Genomic DNA, 20,402 nt, shown 5'->3' with positions numbered 1-20,402 from the left:
AGAAGTATTTTGGATTAGGTATTGGGCATAGGGCATGGGGTATGGGGGAGGCAGTGCGTTGGTGAGGCAGCGACGGGTACGCAGGGGGTTTCCCCCAGGAGGAACTGCCGAAAGGGTTCCCCGGCTTGTAGACGCAAAGCGGCTTCCCGCAGGGTAGCAACTGCCGTCATGGGGGATTGGGCATTGGGGATTGGGCATTGGGGATTGGGCATTGGGGATTAAGTAAATTGCCCAGCCCCTTCCTTGTCCCACAGTCCCCTTGCCCCCTTGTCCCCTTATCCTCCTTGTCCCCCTTCCAGCCCCTAGTCCGTAGTGCAAAATTTATAGATTTAGTCTAGTTTCTCACCACTAAGGATAAAAATGGGATCTACAGCTGCAAAGGTTTGAGAAAAACCGCGCATCTCTAAGCGGTTGACCGCAGATTGGACGACTTCGATATTCCTTGCTCTTAATTGAGCAAAGCTTTGGGAAATAGCATACAAACTTTCTAAATTAGTTGCTGTAGCCACAACTCTACCCGTTGGTGGTAGATAATGCCACGCGGCTTGTAATATTTCTTGGATGGGCCGTCCTCCCTCAATGCAAACTCGGTGAGGAGCAACCTTGATTTCATGTAAACAATCTGGGGCGCTACCTTCAATGACTTCGACATTTTTCACTTCAAAGCGATCGCAGTTGCGCCGGATGAGGTTGGCTACTTCTTCATCCCGTTCCACAGCGATTATCTGTCCGCCTGGGCACAGCAGTCCTACCTCTACAGGAATTGTACCTGTCCCTGCACCAATATCCCACAACACGGAATCGGGTTGAAGTCGTAGTTGACAAATTAGTAATAGCCTAACTTCTCGTTGGCTCAGAGGAATTCCTGGTAAGTGCTCGAACAATTCATCGGGAATACCAGGGGTAGTGTAAGGCCAAAGTTGGGAGGGCATAGAGTTACATAATTATACTAAAGATATTTATCAGCTTTCCTCATACGATCAGCCATAGCTAGGCGATCAAAGCTTTAAATGTAGCGTTAACAGTAATTATCATGACTAAAGAAATATTAGGCGATCGCTACGAAGTGCAGCAGCACTTAGGAAAAAAAGCAGGACGAAGAACGCTATTAGCCCGTGACTTGCTAACTCAAGAACTCGTCGTAATCAAGTTACTTAGTTTTGGCGGTGACTTTGAATGGGATGATCTCAAGCTATTTGAGCGGGAAGCCGAAACGTTAAAATCTTTATCACATCCCTTTATTCCCAAATATTTAGACTATTTTGAGGTAAATTCTCCTGCTATCAAAGGATTTGCCCTAGTACAAACTTATATCTCAGCCCAAACTCTAGAACAATACTTAAAAGCTGGGCATCTTTTTACAGAAGCGGAAGTCAAACAGATAGCCAAAGCACTTTTAGAAATTCTTTGTTACCTGCATGGGCTACATCCACCTGTAATTCACCGTGATATTAAGCCTAGCAATATTTTGTTAGGCGATCGTTCTGGCAATAGCGTCGGTCAAGTTTATCTGGTAGATTTCGGTTCGGTGCAGACTGTCTTGGCTACGGAAGGTGCAACTCGGACGGTAGTTGGAACATATGGTTATATGCCACCAGAGCAATTCGGTGGACGTACCGTTCCCGCCTCTGACCTTTATAGTTTAGGTGCGACATTAATTTATTTGGTAACAGGTATACATCCAGCGGATTTACCTCAAAAGGATTTTCGCATTCAGTTTGAGTCAGCAGCTAATCTTAACCCCGGCTTCAGTCATTGGTTGCGATCGCTGATTGAACCTAATCTAGAACGCCGTTTAAGTTCTGCTGCTCAAGCACTCAAGGCTTTAGATAAACCGCAGTTGCATACTACAGCTTTAACTATTGGTAAACCAGCTGGTAGTAAAATTCAACTAACTAAAAACTCCGATGCTCTAGAAATCATTGTTCCGCCAGTTGGTTTTCATCCATCGATAGTGTTCACAGGTTTGTTTGCGATCGCCTGGAATTCATTTATCCTATTTTGGACAATTGGCGCTCTCTCTGCGCCTTTTCCCATCAACCTCCCCTTTGCTTTGTTCTCTCTGCCTTTTTGGGGTGCTGGTTGTTTCATGATGTATAACTTTTTATTTAGTGTGTGGGGACGCATCCGACTACGCCTCGATCAGCGGCAAATTGCTTTAACTTACGAGATATTGGGATTGAAATTCCATCGCCCTCGTTCATCGTCCAGACACAATATTACTAAGCTCGTTTACACTCCACCATACTTTACCAAAGACTCTGAAGGGAATCGGTCTCAGGTGCCAGCCCAATTAGATATATGGGCAGGAGTGCAAAAATATCAGGTTGGTGGGAGTGGTGGCGCTATTAAATCGGAAGCGGAACTGGAATGGCTAGCTTATGAATTAAGCGATTGGCTAGGTCTAGAAATAAAAGGAGAGAAAGCCTCTTAATGTCTATAGTTAATTTAAGTATGGTTTACAGGAGAAATGTATGTTTGGACTGGGATGGCCAGAAGTTGCTGTTATTGCCATAGTCGCTATTGTAATTTTCGGCCCGAAAAAAATTCCTGAACTAGGGAATGCACTGGGTAAAACTCTACGAGGCTTTAAAGAGGAACTAAAAACTCCCAGTGAAGAAACTAATTCGGAACACGAAAAATAATATTTAACTTGTCTTGAAAATGGGGACTGGGGGCTGGGGACTGGCGACAAGGGAATAACGGGACAAGGTGAGAAATTCTTATTCTTAACTCAGCACTCTTTCAAGCTAGGAGCCAGAAGGAATGAGTATTTTCATTCTTGATTGTGTTCGCCTTGGTGCGCTTTGCACTCACTTTAGTTCATGGTGTCTCTTGTGAGGGAATTCAAAATTCAAAATTTTACCCCAAGCGGCGGTCAATAGTAAAGATGCGACTAACCACATCTCTACTATTGACTAAAGCAGCGTATTGATTACAGAAGTAATGCCATTTTGAGAATCTACGATAGTCGTAGTGGCATTTTGTTGATGCGTTTCTTCTTTGACAACGCCACGCGTCCTAATTAACCGAATAGCACGGCTAACGCTTTCTGGCAAAATGACGACTAAACTATTCTCAGGAGCCATATCTAAGGCTTTATTTATGGCTTGGGTTTCATCCAAAATCGATTCATAACGGCAATTCGGTTTTACTTGGGTAATGCCTTTGGTAATTAATTCCGAGGCTGAACCTCTTAGCCGTCCCCTGGTATCATCATCTTCTTTGATAATGATGTAATCAAAAATTGCCGCTGCTAATTTGCCCAAGGTGATAAAATCTTCGTCCCGGCGATCGCCAGGTCCCCCAACTACACCAATCCGCTGTCCTGTGTTCCAATTACGCACAAAAGCACCTAAAGCTTCGTAGCTGGCTGGGTTGTGAGCATAGTCTACCAAAGCATGATAGTTGCCTAAATTAAATAAATTCATTCGTCCTGGCGTTTGACTCACGGAAGCGCGGAACGTCTTTAAGCCAGCACGAATCTGCTCAATAGTAACGTTTTGTACAAATGCTGCCAAACTAGCTGCTAAAGCGTTGGCAATCATAAATGGCGCACGTCCACCCATTGTCAAGGGTATTTGCTCTGCTCTTTCTATCCGGTGTGTCCAATCGCCTTTAACAATAGATAGATAGCCATTTTCATAGACTGCCGCTACTCCTCCCTTTTGAATGTGCTTACGCACTAATTCTGAGTCAGGGTTCATTGTGAAGTAGGCAACATTCGCTTTAGTTTTCTCTGCCATGGCAGCAACGCGGCGATCGTCGGCGTTGAGTACTGCATAGCCATCTGGCAATACAGCTTCTGCGACTACACTTTTGAGGTTAGCTAATTGCTCAATAGTATCTATATCGCCTATTCCTAAATGATCGGCGGCAACATTTAATACTACACCGACATTTGCAGCTTCAAAGCCCAGCCCCGAACGGAGAATGCCGCCACGAGCAGTTTCTAATACCGCTATCTCAACTGTGGGATCTTGCAATATGACATGAGCGCTTTGAGGCCCAGTATTATCTCCAGCTTCTACTAAATAATCACCGATATAAGTTCCATCTGTAGTTGTATAACCTACTACTTTACCCGTCTGTTTGTATATGTGTGCTATGAGTCGGGTAGTAGTGGTTTTGCCATTAGTGCCCGTTATGCTCAAAATCGGAATTTGGCTGGATTGTTCATTGGGAAACAGCATATCCATGACTGCTCCCGCAACGTTACGGGGAATACCCTGACTCGGTGCAACGTGCATCCTAAAGCCTGGGGCGGCGTTAACTTCTACAATCACGCCATCGACTTCCCGCAAGGGGCGGCTAATATCGGTAGTGACAATATCAAGTCCAGCAATATCCAAGCCGATAATTTTCACGACTCTTTGGGCGAGCCAAATATTTTCTGGATGGATTTCATCGGTGCGGTCTACGGCACTGCCTCCTGTACTTAAGTTAGCGGTGGCTCGCAGATAACAAATTATACCTTTGGGTATAACGCTATTGAGGGTGTAGCCCTGCCTTTCTAGAAGTTGGTAGCTAGTACGGTCTAGTTCAATTTTTGTGAGAACTTTGTCATGCCCTTCGCCACGATTTGGGTCTTGATTGGTTTCTTCGATCAGTTCTGCAATGCTAGATCTACCATTACCAACCACATGAGCAGGGACGCGTTCCGCCACTGCTACTACTTTGCCATCTACTACCAGCACTCTATGGTCTCGCCCGACATAATACCGCTCAACAATGATTGACCGCGAAACCTGTCTAGCAGCCTCATAAGCCGCCTCTGCTTCTTCCCAAGTTCTGATATCGATGGTAATACCGCGTCCATGATTGCCATCTAATGGCTTGATGACGATAGGATAACCACCTACGTATTCAATAGCTTCTTCTAAATCGTCCAAAAAGTTAATTACTGTACCTTTCGGTACTGGCACGCCAGCAGCAGCGAGAATGCGCTTGGTAGCTTCTTTGTCGCAAGCTAATTCTACTCCCAAAATGCTGGTGTTGTCGGTCATGGTTGCTTGCATCCGCTTCTGATTCACGCCGTAGCCTAACTGAATCAAAAAGCGTGCTTCCAGTTGCATCCAAGGAATGCCTCTTTTTTCTGCTTCTTTAACAATTGCTTCTGTTGAAGGCCCTAAAGAAGCATCTCGGCAAAAGTCTTTGAGGTCTTGGATATCTTGGTCTAGTTCTGCTTTTGGATAACGGCCTCGATCAACGATACTTTGGCATAACCGCACTGCTGCTCGTCCGGCGTAGCGTCCCGCTTCCTCATTTAGGTACTCGATCACTACCTGAAAAATTCCAGGTGTAGCGGTTTCACGGGTACGACCAAAGCCTACATGCATTCCAGCTAATTCCTGGAGTTCCAAGGCTACGTGTTCCACTATATGACCTATCATGGTGCCTTCTCGCACCCGCATTAGAAAACCACCACGACAGCCAGGGGAGCAATAGTGTCCTTCCAGACTTGGCAGCGCCTCAACTAATCCTTCATAAAAACCAGGGATTTCATTCGAGGGCGTCTCGGCAAGGTTTTCTAAATCGAGGCGCATGACGATCAGCTTGTGGCGTCGAATGCTCCAATAGTTTGGGCCGCGTAATGTCTGGATCTTGAGGATTCTCATGGGAATAGGTAGATGGAGATTCGGAACCAAAATTCTAGTTTCTTACTGAATTTGACCGCTAAACTGTTTGTGATGAACAGTTTTTTCTTTTTACATGGTATTTATCTAAATTTTTCTACAGCAATAAATAAATACGCGATCTACTCAGTGTAACCTCAGATACTCTATTCCGTCAGCTGGAGATGCGGTGTACAGCAGGCAGTACAGTGCGTTGGTACAGGTGGAAGCGATCGCCATAGCTGAGGATATGTAGACGTAAATTATGTACAGTTAGTGGTTCATTAGCACCTACATGGGGTTCGTTGGTGTGAGTTACTTCTGTGGGATCAACAATTGTGACGCTGCCTTTGCCCATAACTTGGAGCCAACCATCACGTTCAAACACAGCACAAGTATCTTCATCAATCCCAATACCTAAGCGATCCGGGTGGGCGGCGATCGCACTAATTAACCGTCCCATGCGATTTCGATTGTGAAAGTGTTGGTCTACAATCACTTCGGGAATAAATCCTAAACCTGTTGCCATATCTACCAGAGAACGGTTTGGTGACTCCCCGCTACCACCACCAGCAATCATATGATGCCCCATCACTGCTGCCCCCGCACTAGTGCCTGCTAGGGTAAGCTGCCCTGCCCTGACTCGCTGCCGAACAATTTCCATCGCTGGTGTATCTGCCAAAACACCACATAGACGCAACTGATCCCCTCCAGTCAAAAAAACTCCACTACAGGCTTCTAAGGATGCTTTAATTTGAGGGGCTTCACACTGTTCTCGTTCGCGGATGTCTAAAATCTCAACTTTCTCAGCACCCATTTCTTCAAATATGCGAATATACCGACCACCGATGATGGCTGGTTCGCGGGAGGCAGATGGAATAATTGTAATATACGCCTTACTAGCACCGGCACGACCAAAAAAAGTCCGCAGGATATCGCGTCCATGAACTTTGTCTTCTGCGCCTCCGATAACCAGAACGGCGGTTTTAGTTGCTTGGGGTGTCCTCATTTCCAGCGATTTAGCTTGTAATTGCGGCATTGTGTTTCTCCTGTCAACAACTTCAGGAGCCATCGCCTTGGACGGGTTTCCCGGCTTGTGGCGAATGGCGTGTGAATTTAACAAGGTTCAGTAGCCTGATTATGTTCGCGCTTTGCTTTTTGGGAGGACACTGCTTAACCCACATTAAGCCTTAATCTGCATATGTCCGTTGCCGTTCTTCAAAGCCAGCACCTTGTTTTTCACCTGTCCACTTTATTCCAGACTGGCAAAACAGTGCTTGGGTCGCTAGGGCTGACCTCTGGGTTTGGGGGCTAGGCTGCACCCTAGAGTGGGGAGTGCAGGTCTTGACAAGCTTTGTTCTGAGGCTGGCTCGATGCATCCTGGAAGTTGTTAACTTGGTCAGATTATTAATTTAAATGTAGTTGTGACAATATTTAAACATAAATTAAGTTATTAGAAAATCTTTTGATCCCACGAAGATCTAACTTTTCTGGTACTTTTAGTTACTATTGACAAGGTTTATCTGTAGTTTTACTCGCCATTAGCTTCTTGTTTTTGCTAGACATTCAAATTTAAGATTAGTGTTCTTGAATACGAATAACTGTGCGCTTTGATATAGTTACGCTTTTTCCTGATTGTTTTACCTCTGTTTTGAGTTCTGGACTGCTGGCTAAAGCCTTAGCCAAACAGATTGCTCAAGTAAATTTGGTTAATCCACGGGATTTTACCACTGATAAGCACCGGAAAGTAGATGATGAACCCTACGGGGGTGGTGTGGGGATGCTGATGAAGCCGGAACCCATTTTTGCTGCTGTGGAGTCGCTGCCGATTTTACCTCAAAGAGAAGTGATTTTGATGAGCCCTCAAGGACAAACCATGAATCAGCCTCTTTTGAGAGAATTGGCCACAAATTACAACCAATTAGTAGTAATTTGCGGTCATTACGAAGGAGTGGATGACAGGGTACTGCATTTAGTTACTCGTGAAGTATCGTTGGGCGATTTTATTCTGACTGGTGGCGAAATACCTGCGATGGCTTTGCTCAATGGTGTAGTACGGCTAATACCGGGAACTGTGGGCAAAGTAGAATCGCTCACAGCAGAAAGTTTTGAGGAGGGGTTATTGGACTATCCCCAATACACTCGTCCCGCAAATTTTCGTGGGTGGAAAGTGCCTGATGTCTTACTTTCTGGTAATCACGCAGAAATTGCCCGATGGCGTTACGAACAACAGATTAAAAGAACAGGCGATCGCCGCCCCGATTTACTGGAAAAATGGAAGCAACAGCAGGCTAAGGACTGGGGACTGGGGGCTGGGGACAAGGGGAAAGAACTATGAATAACTCTTGCTCCTTGTCTCCCCATCCCCCATGCTCCTTGTCCTCTTCACCCAATGCCCAATGCCCAATGCCCTATTCACAATAACAAATGACAAACATACGTATTGGTAACGGCTACGATATCCACCGATTGGTAAGCGATCGCTCCTTAATTTTAGGAGGAGTGAAAATTCCCCATGAACTTGGTTTGCTGGGACACAGTGATGCTGATGTATTAACCCATGCAATTATGGATGCCATGCTGGGGGCACTATCTTTAGGAGATATTGGTCATTATTTTCCACCTACTGATCCTCAATGGGCTGGATCTGATAGTTTGGTGCTATTAACTCAAGTACATCAACTAATCCGCGATCGCGGTTGGCAAATAGGAAATATTGACTCTGTGGTGGTAGCAGAACGACCAAAACTAAAACCTCATATTGAGAAGATGCGCGACAAACTAGCGGCGGTTTTAGAATTACAACCAAATCAAATTGGTATCAAAGCTACTACTAACGAAAAATTAGGCCCTGTGGGACGAGAAGAAGGTATATGTGCTTATGCTGTTGTCTTACTGGTAGGTGCTGATTAACTTAAATTTTGGTCAAGGAGTCGTCAATGGCTAGCATAGGGATATACGAGCAAGATTTGGTCAAGAATTATTCAGCTATTTGGGAGACCTAGCACAATGGAAGCTGCAAAATTTCAAATTACTAATTATCTTGCTGATATTGTTGTCTTAGATAAGGATGAGCAAATCGTTTTATTGGTTGAAGTGAAAGTCCAGTTAACTTCACTAATCAATTATTGAAATTATGAAATTTTATAGGAAACTCATTACTAAATTTCAGCATTTTTGGTTGCTAATAATTTTGGCTTTAGCCACAGCAATAACAATTGCTGCTTGCAATCCATCTAACTTGAAAAAAGCTTCTGCTCAAGTACCACAATTAGTAACCACTATTCTTAGTGATCCTAAAACATTTAACTTGGCTCTCAGCCAAGAATCACCAAATATATTTGGTTTAACTTACGCAGGATTAATTACCCAAAATCCAATTACCGGTAAAGTTGAGCCAGATTTAGCGGAATCATGGCAAATTTCCGAAGACAAATTGCGATTTACTTTTACTTTACGTGAAGGATTGAAATGGTCTGATGGGCAGCCACTCACAGCTGAAGATGTTGTATTTACTTATAACGATCTCTACTTCAATGAAGCGATTCCTACAGATGTTAGAGACGGTTTCAGAATCGGTCTGAGTCGGAAGCTACCTAAGGTACAAAAACTTGATGAACGCCGAGTTGAATTTATTCTACCGGAACCTTTTAGACCTTTTTTACTGAATACAGGCACTTCTATCTTACCTGCCCATGCACTGCGAGAATCTGTGAAACAGAAAGATGCAGAAGGAAAGCCAACTTTCTTGAGCAAGTGGGGTGTAGATACTCCTCCAGAGCAAATTGTTGTTAACGGCCCATACAAACTTGAGCGCTATGACACAAGTGAACGTGTGGTGTTTCGGCGTAATCCTTACTACTGGCGCAAAGACACTCAAGGTAAAGCCCAACCTTATATTGAACGTATAGTTTGGCAAATAGTCGAAAATACGGATACTTCTTTGCTACAATTTCGGTCTGCTGGACTAGATACTGTAACAGTCACACCTGAATATTTTTCTTTGCTAAAAGTCCAAGAAAAGCAAGGAAATTTCAAAATTTATGGAAATGAACCTGGCACAGGTACAACGTTTGTTTTTTTTAATTTAAATAAAGGTAAAAGAAATGGAAAGCCACTGGTAGATCCAGTAAAATCGCGCTGGTTCAATACAGTTGAATTTAGGCAAGCAGTAGCTTATGCTATCGATCGCCAAACGATGATTAATAACACTTATCGCGGCTTAGGTGTACCACAAAACTCACCAGTTACAGTACAAAGCCCTTATTACCTTTCGCCTCAAGAAGGGCTAAAAGTGTATGATTATAATCGTGAAAAAGCAAAGCAACTGCTAATCAAAGCTGGATTTAAATACAACCAACAAGGCCAGTTACTAGATGCTCAGGGAAACCGTGTTCGCTTTAGTTTGCTCACTAACTCTGGAAATAAAATCCGCGAGGCAATAGGATCACAGATTAAACAAGACTTGAATAAAATAGGTATGCAAGTCGATTTCGCTCCATTGGCATGGAATACTTATACAGATAAGCTGTCTAATACCTTAGACTGGGAAGCTTCTATGCTAGGTTTGACTGGTGGTTTAGAACCAAACGATGGTTCTAATGTCTGGTCACCTGATGGGGGATTACATATGTTCAATCAAAAACCACAACCTGGGCAAAAACCGATTGAGGGTAGAGAAGTAGCCCCTTGGGAAGCAGAAATAGGTAAGCTATATATTCAAGCTGCACAGGAATTTGATGAAGCAAAGGTAAAAGAAATTTACGGTGAAACTCAGCGGATTAGTCAAGAATATTTACCCTTTATTTACCTAGTTAATCAGTTGTCAATGTCAGCAGTACGTAATCGCTTTGAAGGTATTAATTATTCTGCAATAGGTGGCGCATTCTGGAATATTCATGAAATCAAAATCACTGATTAGTCATTAGTCATTAGTTATTCGTTAGTGATTAGTAGTATCTAACAGCTAACCACTGACAATTGGCAATTGACAACTGACAGAGGACTAATTATCAATGACGACTGAAAAATCTTTGCGATCGCTCCTAGAAGCGGTTGCTAATGGTAACGTTACCCCAGATAGGGCACTCGACAACCTCAAAGACTTAGCTTATGAACCAGTAGGTGAGTTCGCCAAAATTGACCACCATCGCAGCTTGAGAACTGGTTTCCCTGAAGTCATCTGGGGTTTAGGTAAGACTCCCGATCAAATTGCTCAAATTATGGAGGTAATGCGCCACCGTAGTCCGGTGGTAATGGCAACTCGGATTGAACCGGCAATTTACGCTGCATTGCAATCGAAAGTCAGAGGTTTGCAATACTACGAGTTGGCGCGAATTTGTGCGATCGCTCCCTCTAACATCGAACCACAATTTCAGGGCATCATCAGTATTCTTTCTGCTGGTACTGCTGATTTACCCGTTGCAGAAGAAGCAGCTGTGACAGCAGAACTCTCTGGTTTTCGGGTACAGCGCCTCTGGGATGTTGGGGTGGCTGGAATTCATCGTTTACTAAGTAATCGCCACTTGATTGAGTCAGCATCAGTTTTGATTGTTGTGGCGGGGATGGAAGGCGCATTACCAAGCGTTGTTGCAGGTTTGGCAGATTGTCCTGTGGTTGCAGTGCCTACCAGCATAGGTTACGGAGCTAGTTTTGGTGGGTTAGCACCTCTATTGACAATGCTCAACTCTTGTGCGCCTGGAGTAGGCGTAGTGAATATTGATAATGGCTTTGGCGCAGCAGTTTTAGCAGGGCAAATTTTGCGAACAGCCGAGAAATTGCGGTTGGCATTATCTGCATCTTGAGGTTATGACATTAAAGTTATGCACCACCTCAGTAGATTATCAGTAGTCAGTAAATATCACTAAATTTCTGGCAGCTGATAAATGCAGTTAATAAATTATTAATGAGTAAATATGAACTACTTCAGTGATTCGATATCTGAGGCATTTTGGCATTTGCCTGTGACGTCAACGCTAGCCCAAACCGTTACCGATCCCAATGTAATTGGTCAAATGCAGCATAGTTGGAACCATTTTGTGAAGACCGGTCAAATCTGGGCGCTGTTGATTGGTTTGGTCATTGGCTATATGATTCGGAGTCTAACTAGCTACGGTTGACACTCATAGGGACTAGGGACTAGGGATTAGGGATTAGGGACTGGGAAGAGTTTTCCTAATACCCAATACCCAGTACCCAGTACCCAATACCCAATCCATTTGTATCTATGACCGAACAACAAACTTGGAGCCAACGGTTTGAATCAGCGCTACATCCGGCGATCGCCCGTTTTAATGCCAGTATAGGTTTTGACATAGAATTAATCGAATATGACCTGACTGGCTCCCAAGCTCATGCCAAAATGTTGGCTCACACGGGCATTATTTCCCCAGAGGAAGGAAATCTTCTGGTTACAGGTTTAGAACAAATTCGTCAGGAATATCGCCAAGGAACATTTAATCCTGGAATCGATGCCGAAGATGTACACTTTGCTGTAGAACGGCGATTGACAGAAATTGTTGGTGATGTGGGTAAAAAGCTGCACACCGCGCGATCGCGCAATGACCAAGTTGGCACTGATACCAGACTCTACCTCCGCGACCAAATCCAAAAAATCAAAAACCAATTACGGGAATTTCAAGCTGTTTTATTAGATTTAGCTGAAAAAAACATTGAAACTCTAATTCCTGGCTATACCCACCTGCAACGCGCCCAGCCTTTAAGTTTGGCTCACCATCTCTTGGCATACTTTCACATGGCGCAACGCGACTGGGAACGTTTAGTAGATGTTTATCGCCGAGTTAATATCTCGCCCTTGGGGTGTGGTGCTTTAGCCGGAACGACTTTCCCCATTGACCGCCACTACACAGCCGAACTCTTAGATTTTGAGAACATTTATGCTAACAGCCTTGATGGAGTGAGCGATCGCGACTTTGCAATCGAGTTTCTTTGTGCTGCCAGTCTCATTATGGTTCACCTCAGCCGCCTCTCAGAAGAAGTGATTCTTTGGTCATCAGAAGAATTTCGCTTCGTCACCCTCAAAGATAGCTGCGCCACTGGTTCCAGCATTATGCCCCAAAAGAAAAACCCCGATGTGCCAGAACTCGTGCGGGGAAAAACAGGGCGTGTATTTGGTCATCTGCAAGCAATGTTGGTGATGATGAAAGGGCTACCTCTGGCGTATAACAAAGATTTGCAAGAAGACAAAGAAGGTTTGTTTGACAGCGTTAACACAGTCAAAGCTTGCCTAGAAGCAATAACAATTTTGCTCAAAGAAGGTTTAGAATTTCGCACTCAGCGTTTAGCACAAGCAGTGACAGAAGACTTTTCTAACGCTACCGATGTAGCAGATTATTTAGCAGCGCGAGGTGTCCCCTTCCGAGAAGCCTACAATCTCGTGGGTAAAGTGGTAAAAACCAGCATTGTCGCAGGTAAACTTCTTAAAGATTTAAAGTTGGAAGAGTGGCAACAAATTCATCCAGCATTTGCCGCCGATATTTATGAAGTGATATCCCCTCGCCAAGTTGTGGCTGCCCGTAATAGTTATGGCGGTACTGGCTTTGCACAAGTACGTAACGCACTCCTTGCTGCTCGTGTTCAAATTAAAAAATAAAGAAACTGGCGGCTGGCGATTGAGAAATTTCGCTAATATCTGATAGCCAATCCCAATAAATTAGGGCGTACAAATGTAAATGTACGCCCTAAAAATTCAAAGACTCAAAGAGTAAGAATTTTATTAGGTGACTTACTCAGCATCAACTGCTGCTGCGCCCTCATCTTCCTCACTCTTAGGTGGTCTTTGTTGGAACCTTCTCTGCATTCTTCCTGTGGTAGTTCGTTTACGAAACTTTCTGGCATATGCCTGGTTCCGTAGCGCCTTTTCTTTTTTCGGATTGCGGCGCTTAGCCATGTTCACCTCATTAATAAACAACAAAAAAGAGCTACTAGGCAATATTAGCTACTGATGTTACTGATATAATTTTAGCCTAGTCTAGCTGTTAACATTCTTTGAACAGCATACAATTATAGCGCAATCACTCTTGTTATGTCAAGAGTAATTCTGAATTCTCTTTGCGTAAAATTCCAGTAAGGAACAAATCATCTATCCTAAATATTTTAAGATGTTTGTACTTAATTAATAGATAAAGAAACGAGAAAAATTTTCAGGATATTATCCACCTCAACATAAAATAGATATTGATTAAACATTATCAAAAAATAATATTTAATGAAATTAGTTGGAATTGAATACTATTAAAAAATTGCTAACAATCAATAAATTATGCAAGCTTAATTAGTAAAATTAACACCTAGCCATTTTTTATGTTTTAAATTTGTTTTTAAAGCTATTATCAGCTAGCTAATTATATTCAACTGAATTTGAATAAAAACTTATAAATATTTTTAATTAATTATTCAATTTTGTATAAAAACATACGCTAACTTTTTAAAATCAAATGATAAAATTAGGATGTTCTACGCACGCGTTAGAATAAAACTCCAAGCTACAAACAGATTTGTATAACACAAAACTCAATACTTTAGTATTTGAGATTTGCTGTTAAGTAGTAAGGAATCATAGAATACAACACAAACATTTGAAGATTGAACGTTCTTGCTTTTTTCACGGTAGCTGTACAGTCCACCCGTAGCTTATGGCGCTTTGGACAAACGGTACTCGGTATTATATTCCGTCATCCGATTACTGGCACCAGCATCATCCCGATTTTACCTGATGGTCGGATTGTGTTGATTCGGCGGAGTGATAATGGTCGCTGGGCATTGCCTGGAGGTATGGTGGACTGGGGAGAAGATATTCCTAGTACAGTCCGCCGAGAGTTGCTGGAGGAAACAGGACTAGAATTAGTGCAAATTCGGCGTTTGGTTGGGGTTTATTCCTCACCAGAGCGAGATCCCAGAATCCATTCGATTTGTGTTGCTGTGGAAGCAGAAGTACAAGGAGCAATGGAGATTCGAGATAAATTGGAAGTTATAGACATCCAAGCTTTTGCTCCCGACTCCCTACCTTCAGGGCCAATGTCTCACGATCACTCTCAGCAGTTACAAGACTATTTAAATGGCTTGACAACAGTGGCATAACACTATTTACTTCTTAGTCAATAGTCATTTGTTCCAATTCAGTGAACGATGACTATTGACTAATATGCTAAAAATTAACTCTTAAATTCAAATGGATGCGCTATTTCATAACTCCCGGAGAAAGCTCTCTCAAGGACTATTATTCTGGCGTGAGGTGGGTAAAGGAACTCCAGTAATTTTATTACATGGCGCTTGGAACGAAAGCAGTCAATGGGTAAAAGTAATGGAATCCCTGTCGCGGGATTTTCATTGCTTTGCACCTGATTTATTAGGTTTTGGTGAGTCCGAAAATCCTAATATCCACTACTCGATTGATTTAGAAGTGGAGTGTCTAGCTGAGTTATTGCAAGCTTTAAAACTAGAAAAAGTATATTTAGTAGGACACTCCTTGGGTGGTTGGATTGCTGCTAGCTACGCTTTAAAATATCCAGAACAAGTTTATGGCCTAGTACTGCTGTCGCCAGAGGGTGTAAAAATAGAAGGGCAAAAGAAGCAATGGCAAAAAATGCAGCGGTTAGTGGGCTATTCGCCCTTGATAGTTAAACTATTACGACTGCTTCATCCTTTGGCTAAAATTCTGGGTTTGCATGAAAAAATTCAACACGATTTACAACTGCGTCAAGTGCTATTGCAATACCCCATAGGCTGCCAATTATTATTTCAAAGGCAACAGCCAGAAATTGAGGCTGAATTATTGCAAGATAGATTGCACCTGATAGAAGCCCCAGTTTTGATTTTACAAGGTGGCAAAGACACAGCAGCAGCTTTAGCTAAAAGTCAGGCTTACACTCAGCTAATTTCTAACGTTGATTTAAAAATGATTGCTCACGCAGGAAATGACCTACCAGAATCTTGTGCTGGGGTTGTAGCTGGAGATGTTAAAGACTTTATCAAAGGTGAGAAGTAGTAAATTTCAAGTTGTTAACTACTAATTTAGCGCTCAAGGCTAATCACTATTTTTTGCATTCCCCAAAAAGTTAAATTCGGTTCTACAATTAATCGCGTTGCGATCGCAGGATATAATTCTTGAAAATAGTTTAATAGAATTGTGCGATCGCCTCCTTTAATCGCAACATTTCCATCAGGAAATAATTGCCACCATGCTTCAATAAAATCTTTTATTCCCGCTAATAAAGTGTAAATTACTCCACTTTGAATTGCCTCTGTTGTATTTAAAGCAAAACGTGGAGGTAGATACGATATAGCTTGCGTTTCTAATTGTGGTAACTGTCCTGTTTTTTGACCAAGAGTCGCAAACTGCAAACCTAATCCTGGTAAAATTGCGCCGCCAACCAGACAGTGGTTAACATCTGCGCCTGTAAAAGTTAGTGCAGTTCCAGCATCAATTACCAGCATCGGAAAACCCCAAGTTTTACCAGCACCCCACAAAGCCAAAGCACGGTCAATTCCTAATGTAGGATATACATTCTTCAGCGATACTTGCTCTAAGGTAATCACCTCAACATAGGGGTAAGTTTGCCAAAGTGCTGTTTGGCTAGGAACTACAGAAGCGATGGCGAGGGGGAGGGGGGGACAAGGGGAGGGGGGGACAAGGGGAGGGGGGGACAAGGGGAAAATATCTTTGGTATTTCCGCGTTTTCTATTCCTCTTCTGAGGTGGGAAAATTTCTGGTGGCAAATCATCTAAGGTTTTAGAGTTAGCCAACTGCTGTATGACTAACTCAGGTAAATAATCAGTATCCCAGGTACAGTCAAGGGTTTGACCAGCAAATAACGCCCAATGTAGCCGAGAATTGCCAATTTCCAAAGCTAGCCAAGTATTCTCTGTGTACCTCTGTAATTTCACAGTTTTAACTTTCTTAAGTTATTCATAGTTTTTTTAATAAAAATTAACAATAAACACGTGTAACAATAAAAGTCAGAGGAAAAATACTCATTTTGTCAAGGAGGGGAGTTATGGTAGCGCTCACCGAAAAAGTTGAAAAAAGGCTCACCATACAGACTGTGGAAATTGCTCAAGATACTACAGCAATTCGCTCTTTGGACTGGGATCGCGATCGCTTCGATATTGAATTTGGTCTGCAAAACGGTACTACCTACAACTCATTTCTCATTCGCGGTGAGCAGACTGCTTTAGTTGATACTTCCCACGAAAAGTTTCGCCAGCTGTATTTTGACACCCTAACAGGACTGATCAATCCTACAGAGATTGATTATTTAATTATCAGCCACACCGAGCCAGACCACAGTGGTCTAGTTAAAGAATTGCTACAAATGGCTCCAGAAATCACTGTTGTCGCCTCGAAAGTAGCAATCCAGTTTCTAGAAGATTTTGTGCATCAGCCATTTAAGCGCCGGATTGTGAAAAATGGCGATCGCTTAGATTTAGGTAACGGGCACGAACTAGAATTTGTCATCGCCCCAAACCTACACTGGCCTGATACTATCTTCAGCTTCGACCACAAAAACCAAATTCTCTACACCTGTGACGCTTTCGGGATGCACTATTGCTCTGATAGCACCTTTGACGAAGACTTAAAAACTATTGAAGCAGATTTTAAATATTACTATGAATGCTTGATGGGGCCGAATGCGCGTTCAGTGCTGTCTGCCCTCAAGCGCATGGGAGAACTACCTACTGTAAAAATGATTGCCACCGGTCACGGGCCGCTACTTTACCACAACGTTGAAGAACTAACCGGACGTTACCGCACTTGGAGTCAAAAACAAACGAAGGCAGAAACAGCCGTTGGTATATTTTACGTTTCCGAATACGGTTATAGCGATCGCCTCGCCCAAGCAATTGCCAACGGTATCAGCAAAACTGGAGTTGCCGTAGAATGGGTAGACTTGAGTTCGGGAGTTGATTTACAAGAACTGCGGGAATTGGTTGGTCGTTGTGCTGGACTTGTCGTTGGTGTGCCTCCAGTTTCTAGTTCTGCAAATACTCAAGCAGCGCTGAGTACTGTTTTAGGATCTGCCAAAGAAAAACAAGCCATCGGCATATTTGAAACTGGTGGTGGTGATGACGAACCAATAGATCCTTTAGTGAGTAAATTCCGCAATTTAGGTCTGACAACAGTTTTCCCAGCAATTCGGATCAAACAAACTCCTACAGAAAATACTTACAAGCTGTGTGAAGAAGCAGGAACCGACTTGGGGCAATGGGTAACACGCGATCGCAGCATCAAAGCGATGAAATCTTTGGGTGCTGATCTGGACAAAGCACTAGGCAGACTCAGCGGTGGACTATACATTATCACTGCCAAAAAAGGTGATGTCTCCAGTGCAATGTTAGCCTCCTGGGTGAGTCAAGCAAGCTTCAAACCGTTGGGATTCTCCATTGCAGTTGCCAAAGATAGGGCAATTGAATCACTGATGCAAGTAGGCGATCGCTTTGTTCTCAACGTCTTAGAAGAAGGCAATTATCAGCCACTCATGAAACACTTTTTGAAGCGATTCGCCCCTGGTGCAGATCGCTTTGAAGGCGTAAAAACTCAGCCAGCCGAAAATGGCGCACCTATCCTTACCGATGCTTTGGCATACATCGAGTGCGAAGTCGTCAGCCGGATGGATTGTGGCGATCACTGGGCAGTCTACAGCACCGTCTATGCCGGACGAGTATCTAAACCAGATGCCTTGACTGCTGTGCATCACCGTAAAGTTGGTAATCACTACTAAGGGTTAGGGACAAGGGACTGGGGATTGGGGACAAGGGGACTGGGGGACAAGGGGACAAAGGGAAAGAACTATGAATAACTCTTGCTCCTTGTCTCCCCATCCCCCATGCTCCTTGTCCTCTTCACCCAATGCCCAATGCCCAATGCCCAATGCCCCATGCCCAATTCCCCATCCCCCAAACCGCCATGTCAACAACCAAACCCCGTGACGTTCAAATACTCCCCATAGCTACGGATACAACAGTACTGCGATCGCGCAGTTGGTCAAGGTTGAGGTTTGAAATTGAATATGCTTTGGCCAAGGGTACAACTGCTAATTCTTATGTGATTCAAGGAGATAAACTCGCCCTGATTGACCCGCCAGGGGAAACATTTACGCAAATCTACCTTGATGCATTGCAGCAAAGATTTGATGTCAAAGCCATCGATTACGTAATTTTGGGTCATGTCAATCCCAACCGCGCCGCTACTTTAAAAGCTTTGTTGGAAGTTGCACCGCAGATTACCTTTGTATGTTCTAATCCAGGGGCGATCAATTTACGCGGGGCGCTAGAAAACCCAGATTTACCAATCATCGTCATGCGGGGGGAAGAAACCCTTGATTTAGGCAAGGGTCATGATTTGCAATTCATTCCCACCCCTAACCCTCGCTATGCCGATTTACTCTGCACCTATGACCCCCAAACAGAAATTCTCTACTCAGATAAGTTTTTTGGGGCGCATATTTGTGGCGATCAGGTCTTTGATGAAGGCTGGGAGATCATTAACGAAGACCGACGCTATTATTTTGATTGTTTGATGGCTCCCCATGCCCGTCAAGTAGAAACAGCTTTAGATAAACTTGCCGATTTGCCCGTGAGATTGTACGCCACCGGACACGGGCCTTTGGTGCGTTATGCCCTCATTGAACTGACCAAAGCGTATCGGGAATGGAGTCAACAGCAGACATCTGCCGATTTAAAAGTAGCATTAATTTATGCTTCAGCTTATGGGAATACAGCAACTTTAGCCCAAGCGATCGCTCGTGGTATCACCAAAGGTGGTGTCGCTGTAGAATCAATTAATTGCGAATTTACCGATCCAGAAGATATCCGGGCTGCTGTAGAAAAATCTGCTGGCTTTGTCATCGGTTCCCCGACTCTTGGTGGTCATGCACCCACACCCGTACAAACAGCCTTGGGAATTGTGTTATCCACTGCTACAAACAATCAACTCGCAGGTGTATTTGGTTCCTTTGGCTGGAGTGGTGAAGCAGTAGATTTAATTGAAAGCAAACTCAAAGACGCTGGTTATCGATTTGGGTTTGACAGCATCCGCGTAAAATTCAAACCTAACGATGTTACCCTACAACTGTGCGAAGAAGCCGGAACCGACTTTGCCCAAGCATTGAAGAAAGCTAAAAAAGTGCGATCGCAGAGTGTTCCCGCCACAACTGTAGAACAAGCTGTAGGAAGGATTGTAGGTTCTCTATGCGTTGTCACAGCCAAGCAAGGGGAAATATCCAGTGCTATGTTAGCCTCTTGGGTTTCTCAAGCCAGCTTTAATCCTCCTGGTTTAACAATAGCCGTTGCCAAAGACCGTGCTGTAGAAACTTTGACGCATACAGGAAATAAATTTGTCCTTAATATCCTCAAAGAAGGAAATCACTTAGGTTTGATGAAGCACTTCCTCAAACCCTTCAGCCCAGCCCAAGACCGATTTGCTGATGTCGCTACTCAAGAAGCCGACAACGGTTCTCCTATTCTTAATGATGCCTTGGCATACTTGGAGTGTTCTGTACAAAATCGGCTGGAATCTGGCGATCACTGGCTTGTTTATGCAACTGTCGAGAATGGCAAAGTGTTAAATCAAGATGGTGTCACAGCCGTGCATCATCGCAAGTCAGGAACTCACTATTAATCAGCTTACAATCTCGGCGTTCCGAGTTCAGAGCTAGTCGTTCCCTGTTCCGAACTCGAAGTTCCGTGTTCCGAACTCGGAGTTTCGTGTTCCGAACTCGGAGTTTCGTGTTCCGAACTCGAAGTTTCATGTTCCGAACTCGGAGTTTC

19 protein-coding genes are annotated in these 20,402 nt (G+C 43.6%); 13 read left to right on the top strand and 6 right to left on the bottom strand.

Annotation, left to right across the window (positions count from 1 at the left end):
* Positions 1 to 329 precede the first annotated feature (329 nt).
* Entirely contained in the window at positions 330 to 932 is a 603-nt protein-coding gene (cbiT, locus tag AC5JL8_RS22415) for a precorrin-6Y C5,15-methyltransferase subunit CbiT (RefSeq protein WP_495881894.1), read from the bottom strand.
* Positions 933 to 1,033: 101 nt separating this feature from the next.
* Here cbiT and AC5JL8_RS22410 point away from each other — a divergent pair, with 101 nt between their 5' ends.
* Together AC5JL8_RS22410 and tatA are read left to right on the top strand one after the other, a co-directional pair.
* Positions 1,034 to 2,434: a serine/threonine protein kinase gene (locus AC5JL8_RS22410; RefSeq protein ID WP_495881893.1), complete on the top strand. Its 1,401-nt coding sequence runs from the start codon at positions 1,034 to 1,036 to the stop codon at positions 2,432 to 2,434.
* A 40-nt stretch (positions 2,435 to 2,474) separates the two neighbouring features.
* Entirely contained in the window at positions 2,475 to 2,645 is a 171-nt protein-coding gene (gene tatA / locus AC5JL8_RS22405) for a twin-arginine translocase TatA/TatE family subunit (RefSeq protein ID WP_495881892.1), read from the top strand.
* Positions 2,646 to 2,918: 273 nt separating this feature from the next.
* Here tatA and cphA read toward each other — a convergent pair whose 3' ends face one another.
* The 3 genes from cphA to AC5JL8_RS22390 form a co-directional block, all read right to left on the bottom strand.
* Positions 2,919 to 5,618, bottom strand: a complete 2,700-nt coding sequence (gene cphA / locus AC5JL8_RS22400) for a cyanophycin synthetase (RefSeq protein WP_495881922.1) — start codon at positions 5,616 to 5,618, stop codon at positions 2,919 to 2,921.
* Between the two features lie 172 nt (positions 5,619 to 5,790).
* A complete protein-coding gene (locus AC5JL8_RS22395; RefSeq protein ID WP_495881921.1) occupies positions 5,791 to 6,654 on the bottom strand; it encodes a cyanophycinase in 864 nt (287 codons plus the stop codon).
* 151 nt (positions 6,655 to 6,805) lie between these two features.
* Positions 6,806 to 6,994, bottom strand: a complete 189-nt coding sequence (locus AC5JL8_RS22390) for a hypothetical protein (RefSeq protein WP_495881891.1) — start codon at positions 6,992 to 6,994, stop codon at positions 6,806 to 6,808.
* A 224-nt stretch (positions 6,995 to 7,218) separates the two neighbouring features.
* Here AC5JL8_RS22390 and trmD point away from each other — a divergent pair, with 224 nt between their 5' ends.
* The 7 genes from trmD (at position 7,219) to argH (ending at position 13,227) form a co-directional block, all read left to right on the top strand.
* The gene (gene trmD, locus AC5JL8_RS22385; RefSeq protein ID WP_495881890.1) at positions 7,219 to 7,953 is read left to right on the top strand and encodes a tRNA (guanosine(37)-N1)-methyltransferase TrmD; all 735 of its coding nucleotides are present in this window, start codon (positions 7,219 to 7,221) and stop codon (positions 7,951 to 7,953) included.
* 89 nt (positions 7,954 to 8,042) lie between these two features.
* Positions 8,043 to 8,528, top strand: a complete 486-nt coding sequence (gene ispF, locus AC5JL8_RS22380; protein WP_495881889.1) for a 2-C-methyl-D-erythritol 2,4-cyclodiphosphate synthase — start codon at positions 8,043 to 8,045, stop codon at positions 8,526 to 8,528.
* 96 nt (positions 8,529 to 8,624) lie between these two features.
* A complete protein-coding gene (locus AC5JL8_RS22375) occupies positions 8,625 to 8,747 on the top strand; it encodes a hypothetical protein (protein ID WP_495881888.1) in 123 nt (40 codons plus the stop codon).
* Between the two features lie 4 nt (positions 8,748 to 8,751).
* Positions 8,752 to 10,536 (top strand): ABC transporter substrate-binding protein, encoded by a 1,785-nt coding sequence (locus AC5JL8_RS22370; RefSeq protein WP_495881887.1) that lies wholly within the window; start codon positions 8,752 to 8,754, stop codon positions 10,534 to 10,536.
* 94 nt (positions 10,537 to 10,630) lie between these two features.
* Positions 10,631 to 11,419 carry a nickel pincer cofactor biosynthesis protein LarB gene (larB, locus tag AC5JL8_RS22365; protein WP_495881886.1) on the top strand — a complete coding sequence of 263 codons (789 nt, stop codon included), beginning with the start codon at positions 10,631 to 10,633 and terminating at the stop codon, positions 11,417 to 11,419.
* Between the two features lie 111 nt (positions 11,420 to 11,530).
* The gene (locus AC5JL8_RS22360) at positions 11,531 to 11,734 is read left to right on the top strand and encodes a hypothetical protein (protein ID WP_495881885.1); all 204 of its coding nucleotides are present in this window, start codon (positions 11,531 to 11,533) and stop codon (positions 11,732 to 11,734) included.
* A 107-nt stretch (positions 11,735 to 11,841) separates the two neighbouring features.
* Positions 11,842 to 13,227: an argininosuccinate lyase gene (argH, locus tag AC5JL8_RS22355; protein ID WP_495881884.1), complete on the top strand. Its 1,386-nt coding sequence runs from the start codon at positions 11,842 to 11,844 to the stop codon at positions 13,225 to 13,227.
* A gap of 132 nt (positions 13,228 to 13,359) precedes the next feature.
* Here argH and AC5JL8_RS22350 read toward each other — a convergent pair whose 3' ends face one another.
* Positions 13,360 to 13,524 (bottom strand): Asl3888 family RNA-binding protein, encoded by a 165-nt coding sequence (locus tag AC5JL8_RS22350; RefSeq protein ID WP_016860072.1) that lies wholly within the window; start codon positions 13,522 to 13,524, stop codon positions 13,360 to 13,362.
* 695 nt (positions 13,525 to 14,219) lie between these two features.
* Here AC5JL8_RS22350 and AC5JL8_RS22345 point away from each other — a divergent pair.
* The gene (locus tag AC5JL8_RS22345; protein ID WP_495881883.1) at positions 14,220 to 14,714 is read left to right on the top strand and encodes an NUDIX domain-containing protein; all 495 of its coding nucleotides are present in this window, start codon (positions 14,220 to 14,222) and stop codon (positions 14,712 to 14,714) included.
* 91 nt (positions 14,715 to 14,805) lie between these two features.
* Positions 14,806 to 15,621, top strand: a complete 816-nt coding sequence (locus AC5JL8_RS22340) for an alpha/beta fold hydrolase (protein ID WP_495881882.1) — start codon at positions 14,806 to 14,808, stop codon at positions 15,619 to 15,621.
* A 26-nt stretch (positions 15,622 to 15,647) separates the two neighbouring features.
* Here AC5JL8_RS22340 and AC5JL8_RS22335 read toward each other — a convergent pair whose 3' ends face one another.
* On the bottom strand, positions 15,648 to 16,520 hold the full coding sequence (locus tag AC5JL8_RS22335; protein ID WP_495881881.1) for a pantothenate kinase: 873 nt from the start codon (positions 16,518 to 16,520) through the stop codon (positions 15,648 to 15,650).
* 110 nt (positions 16,521 to 16,630) lie between these two features.
* Here AC5JL8_RS22335 and AC5JL8_RS22330 point away from each other — a divergent pair, with 110 nt between their 5' ends.
* A complete protein-coding gene (locus AC5JL8_RS22330) occupies positions 16,631 to 18,355 on the top strand; it encodes a diflavin flavoprotein (RefSeq protein WP_495881880.1) in 1,725 nt (574 codons plus the stop codon).
* A gap of 185 nt (positions 18,356 to 18,540) precedes the next feature.
* Complete coding sequence (locus AC5JL8_RS22325) at positions 18,541 to 20,253, top strand: flavin reductase (protein ID WP_495881920.1); 1,713 nt, start codon at positions 18,541 to 18,543, stop codon at positions 20,251 to 20,253.
* Positions 20,254 to 20,402: the final 149 nt, after the last annotated feature.

The organism is Mojavia sp. (assembly GCF_059505145.1).
The sequence above is the reverse complement of the archived record's forward strand: the minus strand, read 5'-3'. Positions and strand labels throughout refer to the sequence as shown.